The sequence below is a fragment of the Streptomyces sp. NPDC006207 genome (assembly GCF_040613835.1).
Taxonomy (GTDB): Bacteria; Actinomycetota; Actinomycetes; order Streptomycetales; family Streptomycetaceae; genus Actinacidiphila.
Genome location: NZ_JBEXSX010000107.1, coordinates 1 through 18,967, shown reverse-complemented (window position 1 = coordinate 18,967; position 18,967 = coordinate 1). Strand labels below are relative to the sequence as shown.

The 18,967-nt window shown below is 72.1% G+C and carries 20 protein-coding genes; 7 read left to right on the top strand and 13 right to left on the bottom strand.

The window, feature by feature from the left end; translation table 11 throughout:
- The 6 genes from kdpB to ABZ312_RS43310 form a co-directional block, all read right to left on the bottom strand.
- Positions 1–1,451, bottom strand: a 1,451-nt coding sequence (gene kdpB, locus ABZ312_RS43335) for a potassium-transporting ATPase subunit KdpB (RefSeq protein WP_500440062.1), incomplete at its 3' end; no start/stop codon positions are given.
- A gap of 35 nt (positions 1,452–1,486) precedes the next feature.
- On the bottom strand, positions 1,487–3,148 hold the full coding sequence (gene kdpA / locus ABZ312_RS43330) for a potassium-transporting ATPase subunit KdpA (RefSeq protein ID WP_500321916.1): 1,662 nt from the start codon (positions 3,146–3,148) through the stop codon (positions 1,487–1,489).
- 9 nt (positions 3,149–3,157) lie between these two features.
- Positions 3,158–3,247, bottom strand: coding sequence for a K(+)-transporting ATPase subunit F (gene kdpF / locus ABZ312_RS43325; RefSeq protein WP_499514510.1), 90 nt, complete (start codon positions 3,245–3,247; stop codon positions 3,158–3,160).
- Between the two features lie 298 nt (positions 3,248–3,545).
- Entirely contained in the window at positions 3,546–4,310 is a 765-nt protein-coding gene (locus tag ABZ312_RS43320; RefSeq protein WP_499514509.1) for a DUF3710 domain-containing protein, read from the bottom strand.
- A 1-nt stretch (position 4,311) separates the two neighbouring features.
- Positions 4,312–4,845, bottom strand: a complete 534-nt coding sequence (gene dut / locus ABZ312_RS43315) for a dUTP diphosphatase (RefSeq protein ID WP_499514508.1) — start codon at positions 4,843–4,845, stop codon at positions 4,312–4,314.
- Positions 4,842–5,447: a PaaI family thioesterase gene (locus ABZ312_RS43310; protein ID WP_500321917.1), complete on the bottom strand. Its 606-nt coding sequence runs from the start codon at positions 5,445–5,447 to the stop codon at positions 4,842–4,844. The genes dut and ABZ312_RS43310 overlap by 4 nt, the downstream gene beginning before the upstream one ends.
- 105 nt (positions 5,448–5,552) lie before the next feature.
- Between ABZ312_RS43310 and ABZ312_RS43305 the strand changes: the two genes are divergently transcribed.
- Positions 5,553–6,437 (top strand): SDR family oxidoreductase, encoded by an 885-nt coding sequence (locus ABZ312_RS43305; protein ID WP_500321918.1) that lies wholly within the window; start codon positions 5,553–5,555, stop codon positions 6,435–6,437.
- Between the two features lie 26 nt (positions 6,438–6,463).
- The gene (locus tag ABZ312_RS43300) at positions 6,464–6,913 is read left to right on the top strand and encodes a DUF3093 domain-containing protein (protein ID WP_500321920.1); all 450 of its coding nucleotides are present in this window, start codon (positions 6,464–6,466) and stop codon (positions 6,911–6,913) included.
- Positions 6,914–6,955: 42 nt separating this feature from the next.
- Here ABZ312_RS43300 and ABZ312_RS43295 read toward each other — a convergent pair whose 3' ends face one another.
- From ABZ312_RS43295 to ABZ312_RS43280, 4 genes are all read right to left on the bottom strand, one after another.
- Positions 6,956–7,702 (bottom strand): hypothetical protein, encoded by a 747-nt coding sequence (locus tag ABZ312_RS43295; RefSeq protein WP_500321921.1) that lies wholly within the window; start codon positions 7,700–7,702, stop codon positions 6,956–6,958.
- Between the two features lie 14 nt (positions 7,703–7,716).
- Complete coding sequence (locus tag ABZ312_RS43290) at positions 7,717–8,016, bottom strand: DUF4193 domain-containing protein (protein ID WP_018561848.1); 300 nt, start codon at positions 8,014–8,016, stop codon at positions 7,717–7,719.
- Positions 8,017–8,414: 398 nt separating this feature from the next.
- Entirely contained in the window at positions 8,415–9,677 is a 1,263-nt protein-coding gene (locus ABZ312_RS43285; RefSeq protein ID WP_500321922.1) for a sensor histidine kinase, read from the bottom strand.
- A 6-nt stretch (positions 9,678–9,683) separates the two neighbouring features.
- The gene (locus tag ABZ312_RS43280; RefSeq protein WP_499514502.1) at positions 9,684–10,337 is read right to left on the bottom strand and encodes a response regulator transcription factor; all 654 of its coding nucleotides are present in this window, start codon (positions 10,335–10,337) and stop codon (positions 9,684–9,686) included.
- 335 nt (positions 10,338–10,672) lie between these two features.
- Between ABZ312_RS43280 and ABZ312_RS43275 the strand changes: the two genes are divergently transcribed.
- Complete coding sequence (locus ABZ312_RS43275) at positions 10,673–10,846, top strand: hypothetical protein (RefSeq protein ID WP_018561851.1); 174 nt, start codon at positions 10,673–10,675, stop codon at positions 10,844–10,846.
- A 124-nt stretch (positions 10,847–10,970) separates the two neighbouring features.
- On the opposite strand, the gene ABZ312_RS43270 is transcribed toward ABZ312_RS43275, so the two are convergent.
- Both ABZ312_RS43270 and ABZ312_RS43265 read right to left on the bottom strand, forming a co-directional pair.
- Positions 10,971–11,771, bottom strand: a complete 801-nt coding sequence (locus tag ABZ312_RS43270) for an inositol monophosphatase family protein (protein ID WP_500321923.1) — start codon at positions 11,769–11,771, stop codon at positions 10,971–10,973.
- Positions 11,772–11,800: 29 nt separating this feature from the next.
- Positions 11,801–12,934 (bottom strand): ferrochelatase, encoded by a 1,134-nt coding sequence (locus ABZ312_RS43265; protein ID WP_500440061.1) that lies wholly within the window; start codon positions 12,932–12,934, stop codon positions 11,801–11,803.
- A 148-nt stretch (positions 12,935–13,082) separates the two neighbouring features.
- Here ABZ312_RS43265 and ABZ312_RS43260 point away from each other — a divergent pair, with 148 nt between their 5' ends.
- The 3 genes from ABZ312_RS43260 to sepH all read left to right on the top strand — a co-directional run bounded on the left by ABZ312_RS43260 (position 13,083) and on the right by sepH (position 17,038).
- Positions 13,083–14,330, top strand: a complete 1,248-nt coding sequence (locus tag ABZ312_RS43260) for an MFS transporter (RefSeq protein WP_500321925.1) — start codon at positions 13,083–13,085, stop codon at positions 14,328–14,330.
- The gene (locus tag ABZ312_RS43255; RefSeq protein WP_500440060.1) at positions 14,287–15,609 is read left to right on the top strand and encodes a D-arabinono-1,4-lactone oxidase; all 1,323 of its coding nucleotides are present in this window, start codon (positions 14,287–14,289) and stop codon (positions 15,607–15,609) included. Before ABZ312_RS43260 ends, ABZ312_RS43255 begins: the two co-directional genes overlap by 44 nt.
- 331 nt (positions 15,610–15,940) lie before the next feature.
- Complete coding sequence (gene sepH, locus ABZ312_RS43250) at positions 15,941–17,038, top strand: septation protein SepH (protein WP_500321927.1); 1,098 nt, start codon at positions 15,941–15,943, stop codon at positions 17,036–17,038.
- 76 nt (positions 17,039–17,114) lie between these two features.
- Here sepH and ABZ312_RS43245 read toward each other — a convergent pair whose 3' ends face one another.
- Entirely contained in the window at positions 17,115–17,954 is an 840-nt protein-coding gene (locus tag ABZ312_RS43245; RefSeq protein WP_500321928.1) for a sulfurtransferase, read from the bottom strand.
- Between the two features lie 128 nt (positions 17,955–18,082).
- On the opposite strand from ABZ312_RS43245, the gene ABZ312_RS43240 reads away from it, so the two are divergent.
- Positions 18,083–18,877, top strand: a complete 795-nt coding sequence (locus ABZ312_RS43240) for a VOC family protein (protein WP_500321929.1) — start codon at positions 18,083–18,085, stop codon at positions 18,875–18,877.
- The last annotated feature ends 90 nt before the right edge of the window (positions 18,878–18,967 follow it).

Sequence of the window (18,967 nt, the reverse complement as noted above, 5' to 3'; positions counted from 1 at the left end):
CGGATGCCCATCCGCCGCAGCTCGTCGAACCGCTCCCGCATGCCCTCCTTGACCACGTCCTTCAGGTGGATGACACCCAGCACGCGGGCCGCGCCGTCCTCCTTGACCGCGACCAGCAACGGGGTGCCGCCGGCGGCGGAGATGGTGTCGACGGTGCGCTGCGCGTCGGGGGCGACGGTGCCGCCGTTCCCGCTGACCCAGGCGGCGATCGCGCCGGCCGCGCCCTTGCGGATCTGGCGGCCGTCGACGTCGACGCCGGACATACGGGTCTGCGCGGTGAAGGGCACGAACGCGGCGTGCCCGAGCTCGCCCTCGTTTCGCTCGCGGAGGCCGTACTTCTCCTTCGCCAGGACGACGACGGAACGGCCCTCGGGCGTCTCGTCGGCCAGCGAAGACAACTGCGCGGCGTCGGCGAGCCCGGCCTCGTCCGCGCCCGCCACGGGCACGAACTCCGCGGCCTGGCGGTTGCCGAGGGTGATGGTCCCGGTCTTGTCGAGCAGCAGGGTGGACACGTCGCCGGCGGCCTCGACGGCCCGGCCGGACATGGCGAGCACATTGCGCTGCACCAGGCGGTCCATGCCGGCGATGCCGATCGCCGACAGCAGGGCGCCGATCGTCGTCGGGATGAGGCAGACCAGCAGCGCGACCAGGACGATCATCGACTGCTCGGCGCCCGCGTAGATCGCGAACGGCTGCAGGGTGACGACCGCGAGCAGGAAGACGATGGTCAGCGAGGCCAGCAGAATGTTCAGCGCGATCTCGTTGGGCGTCTTCTGCCGGGCCGCGCCCTCCACGAGGGCGATCATCCGGTCGATGAAGGTCTCACCGGGCTTGGTCGTGATGCGGACGACGATCCGGTCCGACAGCACCTTCGTGCCGCCCGTGACCGCGCTGCGGTCACCACCGGACTCCCGGATGACCGGCGCCGACTCACCGGTGATCGCCGACTCGTCGACCGACGCGACGCCTTCCACGACGTCACCATCACCCGGGATCACGTCGCCCGCCTCGCAGACCACCAGGTCGCCGACGCGCAGTTCCGTCCCCGGCACGCGCTCCTCGGCGCCGTCCATGAGACGGCGGGCGACGGTGTCGGTCTTGGCCCGGCGCAGCGTGTCGGCCTGGGCCTTGCCGCGGCCCTCGGCGACGGCCTCCGCGAGGTTGGCGAAGATCACGGTGAGCCAGAGCCATGCGGTGATCGCCCAGCCGAACCAGTCGGCCGGGGAGAGCAGCGCCAGCACCGTGGTGAGCACCGAGCCGATCAGGACCACGAACATGACGGGCGACTTGACCATCACCCGGGGGTCGAGCTTGCGCAGGGCGTCCGGGAGGGACCGCAGCAGCTGGGCCGGGTCGAAGAGCCCGCCCGAGACACGGGCGCCGTGGCCCGCGTCCGGGGCGTGCGGTGCCAGTCCTCCCTCGGGCGCGCGTACGGGCGTGTCGGTGGACATGGTTTCCTCTACGGGGGTGGGGGTGGTCGCACGGCTCATGACAGGCCTTCCGCGAGCGGGCCGAGGGCGAGCGCCGGGAAGTAGGTCAGTGCGGTGATGATCAGGATCGCGCCGACGAGCAGGCTCGCGAAGAGCGGCTTCTCGGTGCGCAGGGTGCCCGCGGTGGCAGGCACCGGCTTCTGCCGGGCGAGCGAACCGGCCAGGGCCAGGACGAAGACCATCGGCACGAAGCGCCCGAGGAGCATCGCGAGGCCGAGCGTGGTGTTGTACCACTGCGTGTTGGCGCTCAGGCCGGCGAAGGCGGAGCCGTTGTTGTTGCCGGCGGAGGTGTAGGCGTACAGGACCTCGGAGAAGCCGTGCGGCCCGCTGTTGAGCATGGAGTGCGGCGGGGTCGGCAGGGCCATCGCCAGGGCGGTGAAGACCAGCACGACGGTCGGGGTGACCAGGATGTAGAGGGCGGCGAGCTTGATCTCGCGGGTGCCGATCTTCTTGCCCAGGTACTCCGGGGTGCGGCCGACCATCAGGCCGGCGATGAACACCGCGATGATCGCCATGATCAGGATGCCGTAGAGGCCGGAGCCGACACCGCCCGGGGCGATCTCGCCCAGCATCATCCCGAGCAGGGTGATGCCTCCGCCGAGGCCGGTGAAGGAGGAGTGGAAGGAGTCCACCGCGCCGGTCGACGTCAAGGTGGTGCTCACCGCGAACAGCGACGAGGCGCCGACGCCGAAGCGCTGTTCCTTGCCCTCCATGGCGGCGCCCGCGATCTGGTTCGCCGAGCCGGGGTGCGCGAACTCGACCCAGGTCATCAGCGTGACGAAGCCGATCCAGATCAGGCCCATCGCCGCGAGGATCGCGTAGCCCTGCCTGATGTTGCCGACCAGCTTCCCGAAGGTGCGGGTCAGCGAGAGCGGGATCACCAGCATCAGGAAGATCTCGAAGAGGTTGGTGAACGCGTCCGGGTTCTCGAAGGGGTGGGCGGAGTTGACGTTGTAGAAGCCGCCGCCGTTGGTGCCGAGCTCCTTGATGGCCTCCTGGGAGGCCACCGCGCCTCCGGTCAGCGTCTGGTGGCCGCCGGCGAGGGTGGTGATCTCGTGCCAGCCGGCGAAGTTCTGGATCGCCCCGAAGCCCACCAGCACGATCGCGGCGACGAACGCCACGGGCAGCAGGATGCGGACGGTGCCGCGGACCATGTCGGCCCAGAAGTTGCCGAGCTCACCGGTGCGCGAGCGCACGAAGCCGCGGACCAGCGCCACGGCCACGGCCATGCCGACCGCCGCCGAGACGAAGTTCTGCACGGCCAGCCCCGCGGTCTGGGCGGCGTGGCCCATGGCGTTCTCACCCATGTACGACTGCCAGTTCGTGTTGGTCACGAACGAGGCCGCGGTGTTGAACGCCTGGTCGGGCGTGATGGCGGCGAAGCCGAGCGACAGCGGGAGGTGGTCTTGGAGCCGCAGGAACAGGTACAGGAACAGCACGCCCACGAAGGAGAAGGCCAGCACCGCCCTGAGGTAGGCGGGCCAGCGCATCTCGGCGTCCGGGTCGGCGCCGAAGCAGCGGTAGATCAGCCGCTCGACCCGCAGGTGACGGTCGGAGGTGTAGACGGCGGCCATGTAGTCGCCGAAGGGGCGGTACACCAGGGCCAGCGCCACGATGAGGGCGGTGACCTGGAGCACGTCAGCGGTGATGGGGCCCATGTCCGGAACTCAGAACCTCTCGGGTCGGACGAGCGCCAGGATCAGGTAGCCCAGCAGGGCGACGGCGACGACGAGTCCGACGACGTTCTCGGCGCTCACAGCTTCGCCACCCCCTTGGCGATGAGGGCCACCAGCGCGAAGACCGCGATCGTGGTGACCACGAAGGCCAGGTCGGCCATCGTGTGCTCCTAGCTTCGGATCGAACGTTTACCAGGCCAGGAAACCTCCGTCCCCGCCGTACGCGGGCCTCGTTGACGGCTTCCATACGGGCCCTCACGGCGCCTTGACGGACCTTTGACGTTCACCCCGGTGACCTGCGAAAACGCCCGTGGGCCGACCTGTTCTCACAGGTCGGCCCACGGGCGTTCGGCGTGGCCGGGGCACTGGGCCCCGGGGTTCAGTGCACCTCGGTGATCTCCGGTCCGCGACGCATCGGGTCGATGCCGTCGGAGAAGCGACCGGCCTCCTCCTGGGCGATGCCCTCGGGCACCATCTGGGCGTCGTTGGGCAGCTTCAGCACGATCGGGTCGCGCGGCGCCATCGGCGACTCGCCGCGGACGACGACCGTGTCGCGGAAGATCTGCTCCAGCAGGCCGGCGGTCTCGGGCTGGACGGCGCCCTGCCCGGAGATGACGCCCCGCAGGAACCAGCGCGGGCCGTCACAGCCGACGAAGCGCACGACCTGGACGCCGTTGGCGCCGTTGGGCAGCTGCACCGGGACCTGGGCGCGCAGCTCCCAGCCCAGCGGACCCTCGACCTCGTCGACGATGCCGCCCTGCTTGGTGATGCCGGACGCGATCTCGTCGCGGACCTCGCCCCAGATGCCCTCCGACTTGGGGGCGGCGAAGCCCTGCAGCTGGACGGCGCTCTCCCGGAGCACCACGGTCGCGGCGACGATGGACTCCCCGGCCACCTCGACGCGCAGCTCCATGCCCTGCACACCGGGCACGAACAGCCCGCCCAGGTCGACCCGGCCCTCGGCCGGGTCCCTGACCTCGCTCACGTCCCACGGGCCGTCCGGCCTGGGGGCGGGCGGAAGGTTGTACCGACGGGACTCCATGGAGTCGTCCGACTCCTCGGCGTCTTCGGCCAGCTCGTCAGGGCCCTCGGCCTCGAGCTCGTCGAGGGCGTCTCCGCGCTCCTTGCGACGACGACGGAACACGTCACTGTCCTTCCCGGTCAGCGATGACCGATGCGTATCCATTGCCGGACGGACCGACCGGCGAGCCATCCACCGCAGCATGACCCCCCGTGGAGCCGAAGCCCCCTGCCGCCCGTTCCGAGCCGGGCAGCTCCGCCACCTCGTGGAAGCGGACCCGCTCGACCTGCTGGACGACCAGTTGGGCGATCCGGTCCCCTGCTGCGAACCGTACGCTCTCGCGCGGGTCCAGGTTGACCACGATCACCTTGATCTCCCCACGGTACCCGGCATCAACCGTTCCCGGGGCATTCACGAGCGCCACTCCGCACCTCGCGGCCAGGCCCGAGCGCGGGTGCACGAAGGCGGCGTAGCCGTACGGCAGCGCGATCGACACGCCCGTGGGCAGCACGGCACGCTCACCGGGGGCCAGTTCGGCCGCCTCGGTGGTGACGAGGTCGGCCCCGGCGTCGCCCGGGTGCCCGTACGAAGGAATCGGGACGTCCTCGTGCAAACGGTGGATGAGGACGTCGACCGGGGGGCGACCGCCGCCGGTCACGGGTTCACCTCGAAGGCGCGCGCGACCTTGACCTGGTCGGGGTCGGACATCGCGGCCCGGATCTCCTCGGGGCGGCCGTTGTCCGTGAAGTGCTCCAGCTTGACCTCGATGAACAGCGCGTCCGCACGGACGGCGACCGGGCCGTCGGGGCCGCCGATGCGGCCGACCGCGGTGGAGTAGATCTTGCGCCCGGCCACGGCGGTGCAGCGGGCCTCCAGGTGGAGGGTGGCGCCGACCGGCACGGGCTGCACGAAGTCGGTCTCCAGGCGGCCTGTCACGGCGATGGTCCGCAGCAGCCAGGCCAGCGAGCCGAGCGTCTCGTCGAGCGCCGTGGCCAGCACACCGCCGTGCGCCAGGCCCGGGGCGCCCTGGTGGGCGGGCTGGACCCTGAACTCCGCGGTCACGCTGACGCCCTCACCGGCCGTGGCCTCCAGGTGCAGGCCGTGCGGCTGCGCCCCGCCACAGCCGAAGCAGTGGTCGTAGTGCGCGCCCAGCGGTTCGCCGGGAGCGGGGGCGTCGGGGTGCCGCTCGGGCGCGACGGCGTCGCTCGGCGGTGTCAGGCCCGGGCGGTCCGGGCCGGCGTCGGTCGTAGCTCCACTCACGCGGGAGACCCTACCCTCCTGCGGGATCCATTCCCGCCGCCCGGCCGTTGTCCTTGCGGCCCCGCGGCCCGCCCATCACCGGAGCACCCTCCCTTGGAGCACCACATGACCCCCAGGTCCGTCGTCGTCACAGGAGCCGGGTGCGGGATCGGCCTCGCCACCACCCTGGAACTCGCCCACGCCGGTTTCGACGTCATCGGGACGGTACGGAGCGAGGAGAAGGCGGAGGCGCTGCGGGAGGCGGTGGAGCGCACCGGCGCGTCGGTGCGCACCGTGCTGCTGGACGTCACGGACGCCACGTCCTCCGTCCGGGCGTTCACCGAGATCGCCACGATGACGGACGGCGGCCCGTGGGCGGTGGTGAACAACGCCGGGATCGCCCAGCCCGGCGCGATCGAGGACGTCGACGACGAGCAGGTCCGGCAGCAACTGGAGACGAACCTGGTGGCCCCGGCGCGCATCGCCCGCCTGGTGCTGCCCACGATGCGGGCCCGGCGCGCGGGGCGGATCGTCAACATCTCGTCGATCTCCGGGCGGGTCTCGATGCCGCTGCTCGGCTGGTACTGCGCCAGCAAGCAGGGCCTGGAGGCGGTGACGGACGCGCTGCGGATGGAGGCCGCCCCGTTCGGGGTCAAGGTCGTACTGGTGGAGCCCGGCTCGTACGGCACGGACATCTGGCAGCGCGGCGCGAGCCGGCTCCCGCAGCGCCGCAACTCCGCCTACCGGCACCAGTACGAGGCCGCGGAGGAGATGATCAAGCGGGAGCTGCCCTCGCCGCGCCCGGTGGCGCGCACGGTGCTGAGGGCGCTCACGGCACCGCGGCCGCTCCCCCGCTACCTGGTGGGCACCGACGCCCGGTCCTCCGCCGTCCTGGACGCCGCCCTGCCGACCGCCGCGACCGACTGGGCCAAGCAGGTCGCCACGGGACTGCGGCGTCCCCCGCGCGCGGCGCACGCGCTGACGAGGCTGCGGTCCCGGGGCGGGCGCTGAGGACACGGCATGACAAGCTTGGTGTCATGACCGTCATGAGCTATGAGGAGCGGCTGACCGCGCCGCGTTCCTGGTGGGGCCTCGCCGTCGGCGCGGGCGTCTCACTGGCGCTGATCCTGCTGCCCTTCGGCCCCCTGGCGCTGCTCGGCGGGCTGGTGGGCGGTACGGCCGCCGGAGCGGCCCTGGTCAGCGCGTACGGCTCGCCGCGGCTGCGGGTGGTCGCCGGTTCGCTGGTGGCCGGGGACGCGAAGATCCCCGTGACGGCGCTCGGCGAGGCCACGGTGCTGGACCGGGACGAGGCCGTGGCCTGGCGGTCGTACAAGGCCGATCCGCGCGCCTTCATGCTGCTGCGCGCGTACGTGCCGACCGCGCTCAAGGTCGAGGTCACCGACCCGGACGACCCGACGCCCTACCTGTACCTGTCGACCCGCTCGCCCGAGCGCCTGGCCGCGGCCCTGCGGGACGTGCGCGTCTGAGCGGACGGGCGCCCCGGCACGGGGTGCCCGGTGCCGGGTGGCTCAGCCACCGGGCCCGAGCGCGGGCGGGGGCTCCTCCTCGGCGGACAGCAGGCCCCAGGGCACCTGGCGGACGCGCAGGTCCTTGCGGATCTGCTCCGCGAGCTTCTTGGTGTCGCGCCGGTTCATCACGGCACCGACGGCCGCGCCGACCATGAACGGGGTCAGTGTCGGCAGGTTGCGCATGGTGCGCTTCATCAGCTGCTGGCGCAGCTCGCGCTTCATCCTGCCGCCGAGGGCGATGTTCAGCGTGGACGGCTTGGAGAAGTCGATCCCGCGCCGCTCGGTCCACTCGGCGAGGTACATCGTCGACCGCTGACGCAGCGTGCCCGGGGCGCGCAGCCCGTAGACCTCGTGCAGCTCGGCGATGAGCTTGTACTCGACCAGGGCGACGCCGAGGGTCTCCGAGGCCAGCTCCGCCGGCATGGCCGGCGGGGTGGGCAGCATGGCGGCGGCGCCGATGCCGGCGCCGACCGTCGCGGTGCCCATCGTGGCGGCGTTCACCAGCTTGTCGGCCAGTTCCTCGGGCCCGAGCCCGGGGAACTGGCGGCGAAGCGTCTCCAGGTCCCTGACGGGGACCCTCGGGGCCGTCTCGACGAGCCCGTCGACGAAGGTGTTCAGCGCCGCCTTGGCGCGTGCCCGTGCCCGTGCAGCACGGCCGGGGGGACGGAACGGGACGAGATCGCCCGCCGGCCCCTCCGTTGCGCCCGCGAGCGAGGCCTCATGGCCCCGCTCGTCGTCGCTCGCCACGGTCCGGCTCTCCGTCAGGCCGCGCAGTCGCGGCAGATCGGGTTGCCGTTCTTCTCCGTCGCCAGCTGGCTGCGGTGGTGCACGAGGAAGCAGCTCATGCAGGTGAACTCGTCCGCCTGCCGGGGCAGCACCCGGACCGACAGCTCCTCATTGGAGAGGTCGGCTCCGGGCAGCTCGAGGGACTCGGCCTGGTCGAACTCGTCGACGTCGACCGTCGAGGTCGACTTGTCGTTCCGCCTGGCCTTGAGTTCCTCGATGCTGTCCTCGTTGACATCATCGTCGGTCTTGCGTGGGGTGTCGTAATCAGTAGCCATGTATCGCTCTCCCCCTCTGGGTGTCTGCGGTGTCTCCAGCGCACGTAACGCACGGGAGGCCGGTCTTGTGCCCGGCCCGAAGCGGAGATTTTGCCTTACATCAAGTGCCGTTACTCAATCGACACCCAAACGCACCCCCGAAGAGGTGATCGCATCCGCTGCCGGTCATGACCGGAAACGGCCCGCTTGTCGCACCTTGCTCGCGCCTCCACGTGTACTTCCCGTGATCATGACCTGCGGAAACATGGATTTTTCCGGTCTTTTCCCGGAGGTCGCCATCACGGAGAGTACCCGCGACCGGAATCGTATGTGTGATCGCTCACAGCATGCCCCCGAGGCGCGCAGACCGCAAAATTCAGCGCAAAGCGAACACGTCTCCGGGGGTGTCGTGTGACGGGTCACACGGGGATGACAACCCGCATGACCAGGCCACCTCCCTCGCGCGGGACCGCGCTGATCGTGCCGCCGTGGGCCCGGGCGACGGACTTGGCGATGGAGAGCCCGAGACCGACGCCCTTGTCACTGCCCGTGCGCTCGTTGCCCAGCCGGCGGAAGGGTTCGAACAGGTTGTCGATCTCGTACGCGGGGACGACGGGCCCGGTGTTGACGACCGCCAGGACCGCGGAGCCCGCCTCGACGCCCGTGGTGACCTCCACCCAGCCCTCGTCCGCGACGTTGTACCGGACGGCGTTCTGCACCAGGTTCAGCGCGATGCGCTCCAGCAGGACCCCGTTGCCCTGGACGACCGCCTCGCCCAGCGCGGCACGCAGCTCCACGCCCTTGGCGTCGGCCTCGCTGCGGGTCTGCTCCAGCGCCTGGGTGGCGGCCTCGGCGAGGTCCACCGGTTTGCGGTCGACGATCTCGTTGTCGCTGCGGGCGAGCAGCAGCAGGCCCTCCACCAGTTGCTCGCTGCGCGTGTTGGTGACGAGCAGGTTCTTCCCCAGCTGTGCCATGTCCGGGGAGGCGTTGGGGTCGGCGAGCTGGACCTCCAGCAGCGTGCGGGTGATCGCCAGCGGCGTTCTCAGCTCGTGGGAGGCGTTGGCGACGAAGCGCCGCTGGGCGTCGAAGGACCGCTCCAGGCGCTCCAGCATGTCGTCGAAGGTGTCCGCCAGCTCCTTGAGCTCGTCGTCCGGGCCGGTCAGGTGGATCCGCTGGGTCAGGTCGGAGCTCACCACGCCGCGCGCGGTGCGGGTGATCCGGCCGAGCGGCGCCAGCACACGGCCGGCCAGCAGGTAGCCGAAGGCGAAGGCGAGCACGGCGAGACCGACGAGCGCGAACAGCGAGCGCTTGAGCAGGACGTTCAGGGCGGTCTCGCGCTGCACCGCCAGGCAGTGGACGTAGGCCTTGTTGAAGGCGTCGGGGTTGGTCGGGCCGGTGGGCAGCTCGGGACACAGCCCGGTGAGCGACAGCCGGCCGGCCTCGACGTGGAACTGCGCCTCGGTGCCCTGGCGGATGGCCTGGGCCGCCAGCAGGTAGATGATCCACAGCAGTATCACCCCGGCGATCAGGAACATGCCGCCGTAGAGCAGGGTGAGCCTTATCCGAATCGTGGGGCGCAGCAGCGGCATGGGGCGGGCGGCCGGCTTCGGGTCCCAGGTGGGCTTGGGCGGGATGGCCTGCGACGCGGGCGGGGTCGTCGGCGAGGACGAGGGCGCGGGCACGGCGGATCAGATCCGGTAACCGGAGCCGGGCACGGTGACGATCACCGCGGGCTCCCCGAGCTTGCGGCGCAGCGTCATGACGGTGACGCGCACGACGTTGGTGAAGGGGTCGGTGTTCTCGTCCCAGGCCTTCTCCAGCAACTGCTCCGCGGAGACCACGGCCCCCTCGCTGCGCAGCAGCACCTCCAGCACCGCGAACTCCTTGGGGGCCAGGTGGACCTGCCGGCCCTCCCGGGTCACCTCGCGGCGGTTGGGGTCGAGCTTGATCCCGGAACGCTCCAGCACCGGCGGCAGCGGCGCCGTCGTACGGCGCCCGAGGGCCCGCACGCGGGCGGTCAGCTCGGTGAAGGCGAAGGGCTTGGGGAGGTAGTCGTCCGCGCCCAGCTCCAGCCCCTCCACGCGGTCGCTGACGTCGCCCGCGGCGGTCAGCATCAGGACACGGGTCGGCAGGCCCAGCTCCACGAGCTTGCGGCACACGTCGTCCCCGTGGACGACCGGCAGGTCGCGGTCGAGGACGACGACGTCGTAGTCGTTGACCCCGATCCGCTCCAGGGCGGCGCCGCCGTCGTAGACGACGTCGACGGCCATGGCCTCACGGCGTAGTCCGGTGGCTACCGCATCGGCGAGCAGTTGCTCGTCCTCGACGACCAGTACGCGCAAGGCGCTGTTCCTTCCCTAGGCACTTCTCAAAGAGCCGTGCACAGCCCGCGTGCGCAGGCTGAACGCCCCTCCATCCTGCACCGGGAGGCCGTAAAACAGGGGTAAGAGCAGTTGGCGCCCAATTCTTCGCGTCCCGGAGGTTTCCCCTCCGGCGGGCCTGGGGAGGACGACTGCACACCCCCGATCACGCCCCCAGGGCGTCCGCAACTCCCGTGGCAGTAGCCGCTGTGTGATCCGAGGGGTCCCCGGACAAGACCTGTGAACGAACGACCCCGCACATCGCACGACCCCGAATATCCCTGTGTCAACCCACGACGACGAGGGGGCGCCACCTGATGGACGCATTCACCACTGGAATCCTGCAGCGCATACACAGCACCGAATCGGACCTTCTGCGCGCCCGCGAGGACGGGGACGAGTTCCTGGCCGAGGTCGAGGAGGCCGAACTGGCCGACCTGCGCCGCCTCGCCGCTGAGCACGGCGTCCAGGTGCTGCCCAAGATCGCCTGAGATCGCCCAGGGCGGCACAGCCGAACGCCGCGCCCCGGACACCTGGACAGGTGCCGGGGCGTTCGCGTGCCCGCCGCCGGTTCCGCACGGCGCGGCCGGCCGTCACGGGGGGCGTCAGCGGCCCTCAGTCGTGCCAGGCGCCGAGTTCGTCGAGCCGGCGCTGCAGGGGCTCGAACAGTCCCGGCGGGGCCGCCACGGTCAGCTCCGTGGACTCCGGCACCCCGGGGCGGCCGCCGGTCAGGGCACCGGCCTCGCGGGCGAACAGCGCACCCGCCGTGTAGTCCCACGGGTTCAGCCCGCGCTCGTAGTAGCCGTTGAGGCGGCCGCAGCCCACGTCGCACAGGTCGATGGCGGCGGATCCGCCGCGGCGTATGTCCCGCACCTGCGGCACCAGCTCGCGGAGCACCCTCGCCTGGCCCTCGCGCCGCTCCTGCAGGTAGCCGAAGCCGGTGCCGATCAGCGCCTGGTCCATCGGCGGCGCCGGGCGCACGGCCGCCGGCCGGTCACCCACCCACGCGCCCCGGCCCAGCACCGCGCGGTAGCTCTCGCCGCGCATCGGGGCCTCGACGACCCCGACGAGCGTCTCGCCGTCCCGCTCGGCCGCGATGCTCACGGCCCACGACGGCAGGCCGTACAGGTAGTTCACGGTCCCGTCCAGCGGGTCGATCACCCACCGGACCCCGCTGGTGCCCGGGGTGCTGGCGCCCTCCTCGCCCAGGAGCCCGTCGTCCGGACGGCGCTCGATGACGAAGGAGGCGATCAGCTTCTCCGCGGCGATGTCCATCTCGGTGACGACGTCGATCGGGCTGCTCTTGGTGGCGGCCACACCGAGGTCGGCCGGGCGGCCGTCGCGCAGCAGCTCGCCCGCCCTGCGGGCGGCCTCGAGGGCCACGGCCAGGAGTTCGTCCTTGAGGTGGTCGTTCACGGTACTCCTCGTGCGTTCGGGTACGTCGGTCACTCGGCGCCCGCGGCAGCGGGCCGCGGGCTGCGCGCCGGGCAGCAGCCCACGGGGCACACGTCGTGGCTGGGCCCGAGCGCGCCCAGCGCGCACCGCTCGGGGGTCAGGCCCCGCTCGGTGGCGGCGCGCTCCAGCACCAGCTCGCGCACGGCGGCCGCGAAGCGCGGGTCCGCTCCCACGGTGGCGGCGCGGGCGACGGGCAGGCCCAGTTCCGCGGCCTTGGCGGTCGCCTCGGTGTCGAGGTCGTACTTGACCTCCATGTGGTCGGAGACGAAGCCGATCGGCACCATGACCGCGGCGGGTGCGCCGGAGGCGTGCAGCTCCTCCAGGTGGTCGCAGATGTCGGGCTCCAGCCACGGGATGTGGGGGGCGCCGCTGCGGGACTGGTAGACCAGCTTCCACGGGCGGTCGGTGCCGGTGGCCTCGCGGACGGCGTTGGCGATCACCCGGGCGGTGTCCAGGTGCTGGGCGACGTAGGCGCCGCCGGCTCCGTCCTCGGTGTGCGCCTCGGGCCGGCCCGAGGTGTCGGCGGCCGCGGTGGGGATCGAGTGGGTGGTGAACGCCAGGTGCGCCCCGTCCCGGACGTCCTCGGGCAGCGTGGCGAGGGCGGTCAGCACCGCGTCGGTCATGGGCCGGACGAAGCCGGGGTGGTTGAAGTAGTGCCGCAGCTTGTCCACGCGGGGGACGGGGTGTCCTTCGGCCTCGAGGGCGGCCAGGGAGTCGGCGAGGTTCTCGCGGTACTGCCGGCAGCCGGAGTAGGAGGCGTACGCGCTGGTGGCCAGGACCAGGACCCTGCGGTGGCCGTCCCCGGCCAGCTCGCGCAGCGTGTCGGTGAGGTAGGGCGACCAGTTGCGGTTGCCCCAGTACACGGGCAGGTCGAGGCCGTGCTCGGCGAAGTCCTTGCGCAGCGCCTCCAGAAGCTCGCGGTTCTGCGCGTTGATGGGGCTGACCCCGCCGAAGAGGAAGTAGTGCTGCCCCACCTCCTTCAGGCGCTCGCGGGGGATGCCACGGCCGCGCGTGACGTTCTCCAGGAAGGGGACGACGTCGTCGGGCCCCTCGGGCCCCCCGAAGGACAGCAGGAGCAGTGCGTCGTACGGAGTGGCGGTGCCGGCCTCGGTGTGATCGGACATGTTCCGATCCTGCCACCCGGCGGTGACGGCCGAAGAACGGGAAAATTCGCTTGCGCTCCCTTTGTAAGCTGTGTGAGGCAGTCACATTCCTTACTCCGGCCCCCACCTCAGCCCCCGAACATCGGCGACGAAGCCGTTGGAGCGCCCTGTGCCCAGTCCCTATCGCGCGATCTTCTCCACTCCGGGGACCAGGGGTTTCTCGGCGGCGGGCTTCATCGGCCGGATGCCGCTGTCCATGCTCGGCATCGGCATCGTGACGATGATGTCCCAGGTCACCGGCCGCTACGGGATCGCGGGCGCCCTGGCGGCCACCCTGGCACTGGCCGGGGCGGCGCTGGGTCCGCAGGTCTCCCGCCTGGTCGACCGGTACGGCCAGCGCAGGGTGCTGCGCCCGGCGGCCGGGGTGACGGTGCTGGCGGTGGCGGGCCTGCTGGTGTGCGTTCGGACCGGGGCTCCGGACTGGGCGCTCTTCGTCTGCGTCGCGCCGGCGGGGACGACCCCGAGCCTGGGCGCCATGGTGCGGGCACGGTGGGCCATGATCCACCGGGGGTCGCCCGCGCTGCTGCACACCGCCTACTCCTTCGAGTCCGTCGTCGACGAGGTCTGCTTCATCGTGGGCCCGATCCTGTCGATCGGGCTGTGCACGATCTGGTTCCCGGAGGCGGGGCCGCTGCTGGCCGTGCTCTTCCTGGCCGCCGGGGTGTGGCTGCTGAGCGCGCAGCGCGCCACCGAACCGCCGCCCCACCCTCGCGAACAGCACACCCCCGGCTCCGCGCTGCGCTCCCGCGGGCTGCAGGTGCTCGTGCTGACCTTCGTCGCGACCGGGGCGCTCTTCGGTGCCGTGGACGTCAACACCGTGGCCTTCGCCGAGGAGCAGGGCCACAAGGCCGCGGCCAGCGTGGTGCTCGCGGTGTACGCGGCGGGTTCCTGCCTCGCGGGGGTGCTTTTCGGCCTGATGAAGCCGGCGGGAACGGCTTCCCGCCGCTTCCTCCTGGGCGTGGCGGCCATGGCCGTGAGTATGATCCCGCCACTACTGGTCGGGAACTTGACGTTCCTGGCCGTGGCGCTGTTCGTCGCGGGCCTGTCCATCGCACCGACGATGGTCACCACCATGGCGCTCGTCGAGCAGTTGGTACCGCGCGCGAAGCTGACCGAGGGCATGACGTGGACGAGCACGGGGCTCGCGGTCGGTGTGGCGCTCGGCGCCTCTCTGGCCGGGTGGGTGATCGACGCGGCGGGGGCCCGGGCCGCGTTCGCGGTGCCCGCCTCCGCCGCGGCGCTCGCCGTGGTGGCGGCCTTCCTGGGGTACCGCCGGCTGGAGCCGGCGCCTGAGCTGGAGGGGACGCGTGCGCATGGCTACGACGAACAGGACCGCCGGGAAGGCCACATGGCGTAACTGGGCGGGGAACGTGCGGGCCCTGCCCGCGCGGACCGCGTCACCCGCCTCGGTGGACGAACTGGCGGCCGTGCTCCGCAAGGCGGCGGCGGACGGGCTCCCGGCCAAGGCGGTCGGCACCGGGCACTCCTTCACCTCGACGGCGGCGACCTCGGGCGTCCTGATCCGGCCCGAGCGGATGACCGCGGTGCGGGGCGTCGACCGCGAGGCCGGCACGGTCACGGTGGAGGCGGGCGTCCAGCTCAAGCACCTCAACGCGCTGCTCGCCGCCGAGGGCCTGTCCCTCACGAACATGGGCGACATCATGGAACAGACCGTGGCCGGCGCGACCAGCACCGGAACCCACGGCACGGGCCGCGACTCGGGCTCCATAGCCGCCCAGGTCAAGGCGCTGGAACTGGTGCTCGCCGACGGTTCGGTGCTCACCTGCTCGGCGGAGGAGAACGCCGAGGTCTTCGCCGCCGCCCGGATCGGACTGGGCGCGCTCGGCGTGGTCAGCGCGCTCACCTTCGCGGTCGAACCGCTCTTCCTGCTCGCCGCGCGCGAGGAGCCCATGCGCTTCGACCGGGTGGTCTCCGAGTTCGACCAACTGGTCGAGGAGAACGAGCACTTCGAGTTCTACTGGTTCCCGCACACCGACGGCTGCAACACCAAGCGGAACAACCGCAGCCAGGGGCCCGCCGCCCCGGTCCCGGGCGTGCGCGGCTGGATCGACGACGAGTTCCTGTCCAACGGGGTCTTCCAGGCGGCCTGCGCCGTGGGCCGGGCGGCGCCCGCGCTCATCCCGGGCATCGCCCAGGTCTCCAGCCGGGCCCTGTCGGCCCGCGCCTACACCGACATCCCGTACAAGGTGTTCACCCATCCACGTCGTGTGCGTTTCGTGGAGATGGAGTACGCGGTGCCGCGCGAGGCCGCGGTGGAGGTGCTGCGCGAACTGAAGTCCATGGTCGAGTCCTCGCGGTTCAGGATCAGCTTCCCCGTGGAGGTGCGGGTCGCCCCGGCGGACGACATCGCGCTGTCGACGGCCTCCGGCCGGGACACCGCGTACGTCGCGGTGCACATGTACCGCGGCAGCCGGTACCAGGAGTACTTCACGGCGGTCGAGCAGATCATGACCGCCCATCAGGGGCGCCCCCACTGGGGCAAGATCCACACCCGGGACGCGGACTACTTCGCCAAGGCCTACCCGCGCTTCGCCGAGTTCACCGCCCTGCGCGACCGGCTGGACCCGGACCGGCTGTTCCGCAACGACTACCTGCGGCGGGCGCTCGGCGAATAGTTCCACTTGTGTGGTTTTTGTGAAGATCCCGACCCAACTCCCTTGGCGCGCGCGAAGTTCGACGGCGCGGCGCCCCACCGACGTGGCCCAAATGGAGTACTGTGACAAATCCTGGCTCCGGGGGGAGACGGCGCACTCGTCCCGGGGTGCCGTCGATCGAACCGGAGACACTTGACGCCGGGTGGTTCGTTTGGTCACTCAGCGTTGCAAATAGGTAACCGTGCCATAACGGCGAGTCACGGCACATGCCCGACACGCCGGGAAACTCAGCAAGGTTGTGGCAGGCTGCACCCGGGCAGGTCACACTCGTCCATCGGGAGCAGCGACGCACGTGACGTCGGCAGGCACCACCCGGGAGGTAACCGTGCCCGAACTGCGTGTCGTGGCCGTCAGCAACGACGGCACACGGCTGGTGCTCAAGGCTGCCGACAGCACGGAGTACACGCTTCCGATCGACGAACGTCTGCGTGCCGCCATCCGCAACGACCGGGCGCGGCTGGGCCAGATCGAGATCGAGGTCGAGAGCCATCTGCGCCCGCGCGACATCCAGGCGCGGATACGAGCCGGTGCCACCGCCGAGGAGGTCGCGCAGCTCGCCGGGATCCCGGTGGAGCGCGTCCGGCGCTTCGAGGGCCCCGTGCTGGCGGAGCGCGCCTTCATGGCCGAGCGGGCCCGCAAAACCGCGGTGCGGCGTCAGGGCGAGAGCACCGGTCCGCAGCTCGGTGAGGCCGTCGCGGAGCGGCTGCTGCTGCGCGGCGCCGAGAAGGACAGCGTCCTGTGGGACTCCTGGCGGCGTGACGACGGCACCTGGGAGGTGCTCCTCGTCTACCGGGTGGCCGGTGAGCCGCACTCCGCGAGCTGGACGTACGACCCGCCGCGCCGGCTCGTCCAGGCCGTGGACGACGAGGCGCGCGCGCTCATCGGGGAGACGACCCAGGAGGCCGCACAGGAGCCGAGCTACCCCTTCGTGCCGCGGATCGCGCGGCTCCCGCGCGACCGTGCGCTGGAGCGGCCCGACCGCGCCGAGCGGGCGGAACGCACCGCCGAGGAGCGGGCGGAGGAGGAGCGCGACTCCCTGACCAGCCTCCTGGAGGCGGTCCCCAGCTTCCGCGGCGACATGGTGGTGCCGGCCCAGGCGGGGCCGCCCTCCGTCACGCCCGACACGCCGGCCGCGGCCACGGTCGCGGAGGACGGTCCCGACACGCCCGGGGCGGAGGAGGAGGCGCCGCCGGCCCCCGCCGCGAGTGCGGGCGCGGGCTCCGCGTACGCCGACGTCCTGATGCCGCGTTCGGTCGGCGCCCACCGCGACCGGCTGGTCGGCTCCACCGACCGCCAGGCCGAGGCGGACGGGGTCCGTCCGGGGCGGCGGGCGACGGTGCCGAGCTGGGACGAGATCGTCTTCGGGAGCCGGCGCAAGAAGCAGGACTGACCGGGGCACGCCGCCCCTCAGGGGGTGCCCCGGTGCGGTCCTCCGTATGGGCCGGCCTCCAGCCGCCGGCGCCCTGTCAGCCCGGTTGCGGCCCGGTCGCGACGTCCCGGCCCGCCGTGGACCACTCGCTCCAGGAGCCGACGTAGAGCGCCGCGGGGATGCCGGCGACCGCCAGGGCCAGCACCTCGTGGGCGCCGGAGACGCCCGAGCCGCAGTAGACGCCGACCTCGGCGCCGGGCATGGCGCCGGCCTTGCCGAAGCGCGCCGCCAGTTCGTCGGCGGCGAGGAAGACTCCGGTGTCCGCGGCGACGTTCTCCGTGGTCGGGGCGTTGACCGCGCCGGGGATGTGACCGGCGACTGGGTCGATGGGCTCGGTGTCGCCCCGGTAGCGCTCCGGCGCGCGGGCGTCCAGGAGGACGCCGCGGCGGGCCAGTGCCGCCGCGTCGTCGGCGGTGAGCACGGGGAGCGCGCCCGGCGCCGCGGTGAACTCGCCCTCCTCGTCGGCGGGGACGTCCGCCTCGAGGGGCAGTCCCGCCGCGGTCCACGCCGCGAGCCCGCCGTCCAGGACGCGGACCCGCTCGTGCCCGGCCCACCGCAGCAGCCACCACGCGCGGGCGGCGCCCCAGCCGGGACCGCCGTCGTAGACCACGACGTCGCGGTCCGGGCCGACGCCCGCGCGGCGCATGGCGGCGGTGAACACCGCGAGGTCCGGGAGGGGATGGCGGCCCGCCGCCCCGGGCGGTCCGGCGAGTTCGGTGTCGAGGTCGACGTAGTGCGCGCCGGGCAGGTGACCGGCCTCGTACGCGGGACGGCCGGGCGGCCCGCCCAGTTGCCAGCGGACGTCCAGAAGGGCGGCGCCTCCCGGGACGCCCTTCGGCAGCGCGGCCAATTCGGTTACGGTAATGACAGGATGCATAAGCCCATTGTGGTCACCCGGCGCGGGAAACCTGCGGCGCGGCCCCGGTCCTCGGCACACCCGGTGGTGCGAGCATCGCTGTGGCACGTCCCCTGCAAGCCCGAGCGTTGCTCCCCAGGAGAGAATTGATGACCGAGGTAGGGAACCGCCACCCGCACGGCACCCCGTGCTGGGTCAGCCTGCTGGCTCACAGCGTCGAGGCCACGCAGGAGTTCTACAGCCATCTGTTCGGCTGGGAGTTCCACCCCGGTCCGCATTCCCTGGGCCTGTACGTGCGCGCCACGCTGGACGGGAAGAGCGTGGCAGGCATCGGCGAGCTGCCCAGGGACCGGCACCTGCCGATCGCCTGGACGACCTACTTCGCCACGGACGACGCCGACAAGACCGCCGAGCTGATCCGGATCTGCGGCGGCACGGTGGGCGTCGGCCCGCTGGACGCGGACGACGCGGGACGGCTGGCCGTCGCCTCGGACCCGATGGGCGCGGTGTTCGGGGTGTGGCAGGCCCGGCACCACCGCGGGACCGAGGTCTTCGGGGTACCGGGCGCGCCGGTCTGGAACGAGCTGGTCACCCGGGAGACCTCGCTGGTCGGCAAGTTCTACTCGGTGGTCTTCGGGCTGGAGACCGACGCGGTCGTCTCCACCGACTTCGACTACCTCACGCTCCACCTCGCCGGCCGTCCGGTCGGCGGGATCCACGGCGTCGGCCGGGCCCTGCCGCGCGACCGCGGGGCGCACTGGATGACGTACTTCGAGGTCGCCGACACCGACGCCGCCGCCCGCCAGGTGACGGACCTGGGCGGGACGGTCATCCGCACGCCGCGCGACTCCGAGTACGGCCGGCTGGCCACCGTGGCGGACCCCGAGGGCGCCGTCTTCACCGTGATCCGGTCCCGGCCGCAGCCGGGGGCCGGCGGCAGCTAGGACTTGTCCGGGCGATCATGTGCGGAGCCAGATGGCGAGTGCTGCTGCGGTGGCGGTGCCGAGGTAGACGTAGCCGCGCTTGTCGTATCT

Bases quoted from the DNA above. Each gene is read 5' to 3' on its own strand.
- ABZ312_RS43290 (WP_018561848.1), bottom strand. From the start codon at position 8,016: ATGGCTACTGATTACGACACCCCACGCAAGACCGACGATGATGTCAAC.
- ABZ312_RS43300 (WP_500321920.1), top strand. From the start codon at position 6,464: ATGACCGTCATGAGCTATGAGGAGCGGCTGACCGCGCCGCGTTCCTGG.
- ABZ312_RS43305 (WP_500321918.1), top strand. From the start codon at position 5,553: ATGACCCCCAGGTCCGTCGTCGTCACAGGAGCCGGGTGCGGGATCGGC.
- ABZ312_RS43245 (WP_500321928.1), bottom strand. From the start codon at position 17,954: ATGCATCCTGTCATTACCGTAACCGAATTGGCCGCGCTGCCGAAGGGC.
- ABZ312_RS43265 (WP_500440061.1), bottom strand. From the start codon at position 12,934: ATGTCCGATCACACCGAGGCCGGCACCGCCACTCCGTACGACGCACTG.
- ABZ312_RS43255 (WP_500440060.1), top strand. From the start codon at position 14,287: ATGGCTACGACGAACAGGACCGCCGGGAAGGCCACATGGCGTAACTGG.
- kdpA (WP_500321916.1), bottom strand. From the start codon at position 3,148: ATGGGCCCCATCACCGCTGACGTGCTCCAGGTCACCGCCCTCATCGTG.
- ABZ312_RS43275 (WP_018561851.1), top strand. From the start codon at position 10,673: ATGGACGCATTCACCACTGGAATCCTGCAGCGCATACACAGCACCGAA.
- ABZ312_RS43240 (WP_500321929.1), top strand. From the start codon at position 18,083: ATGACCGAGGTAGGGAACCGCCACCCGCACGGCACCCCGTGCTGGGTC.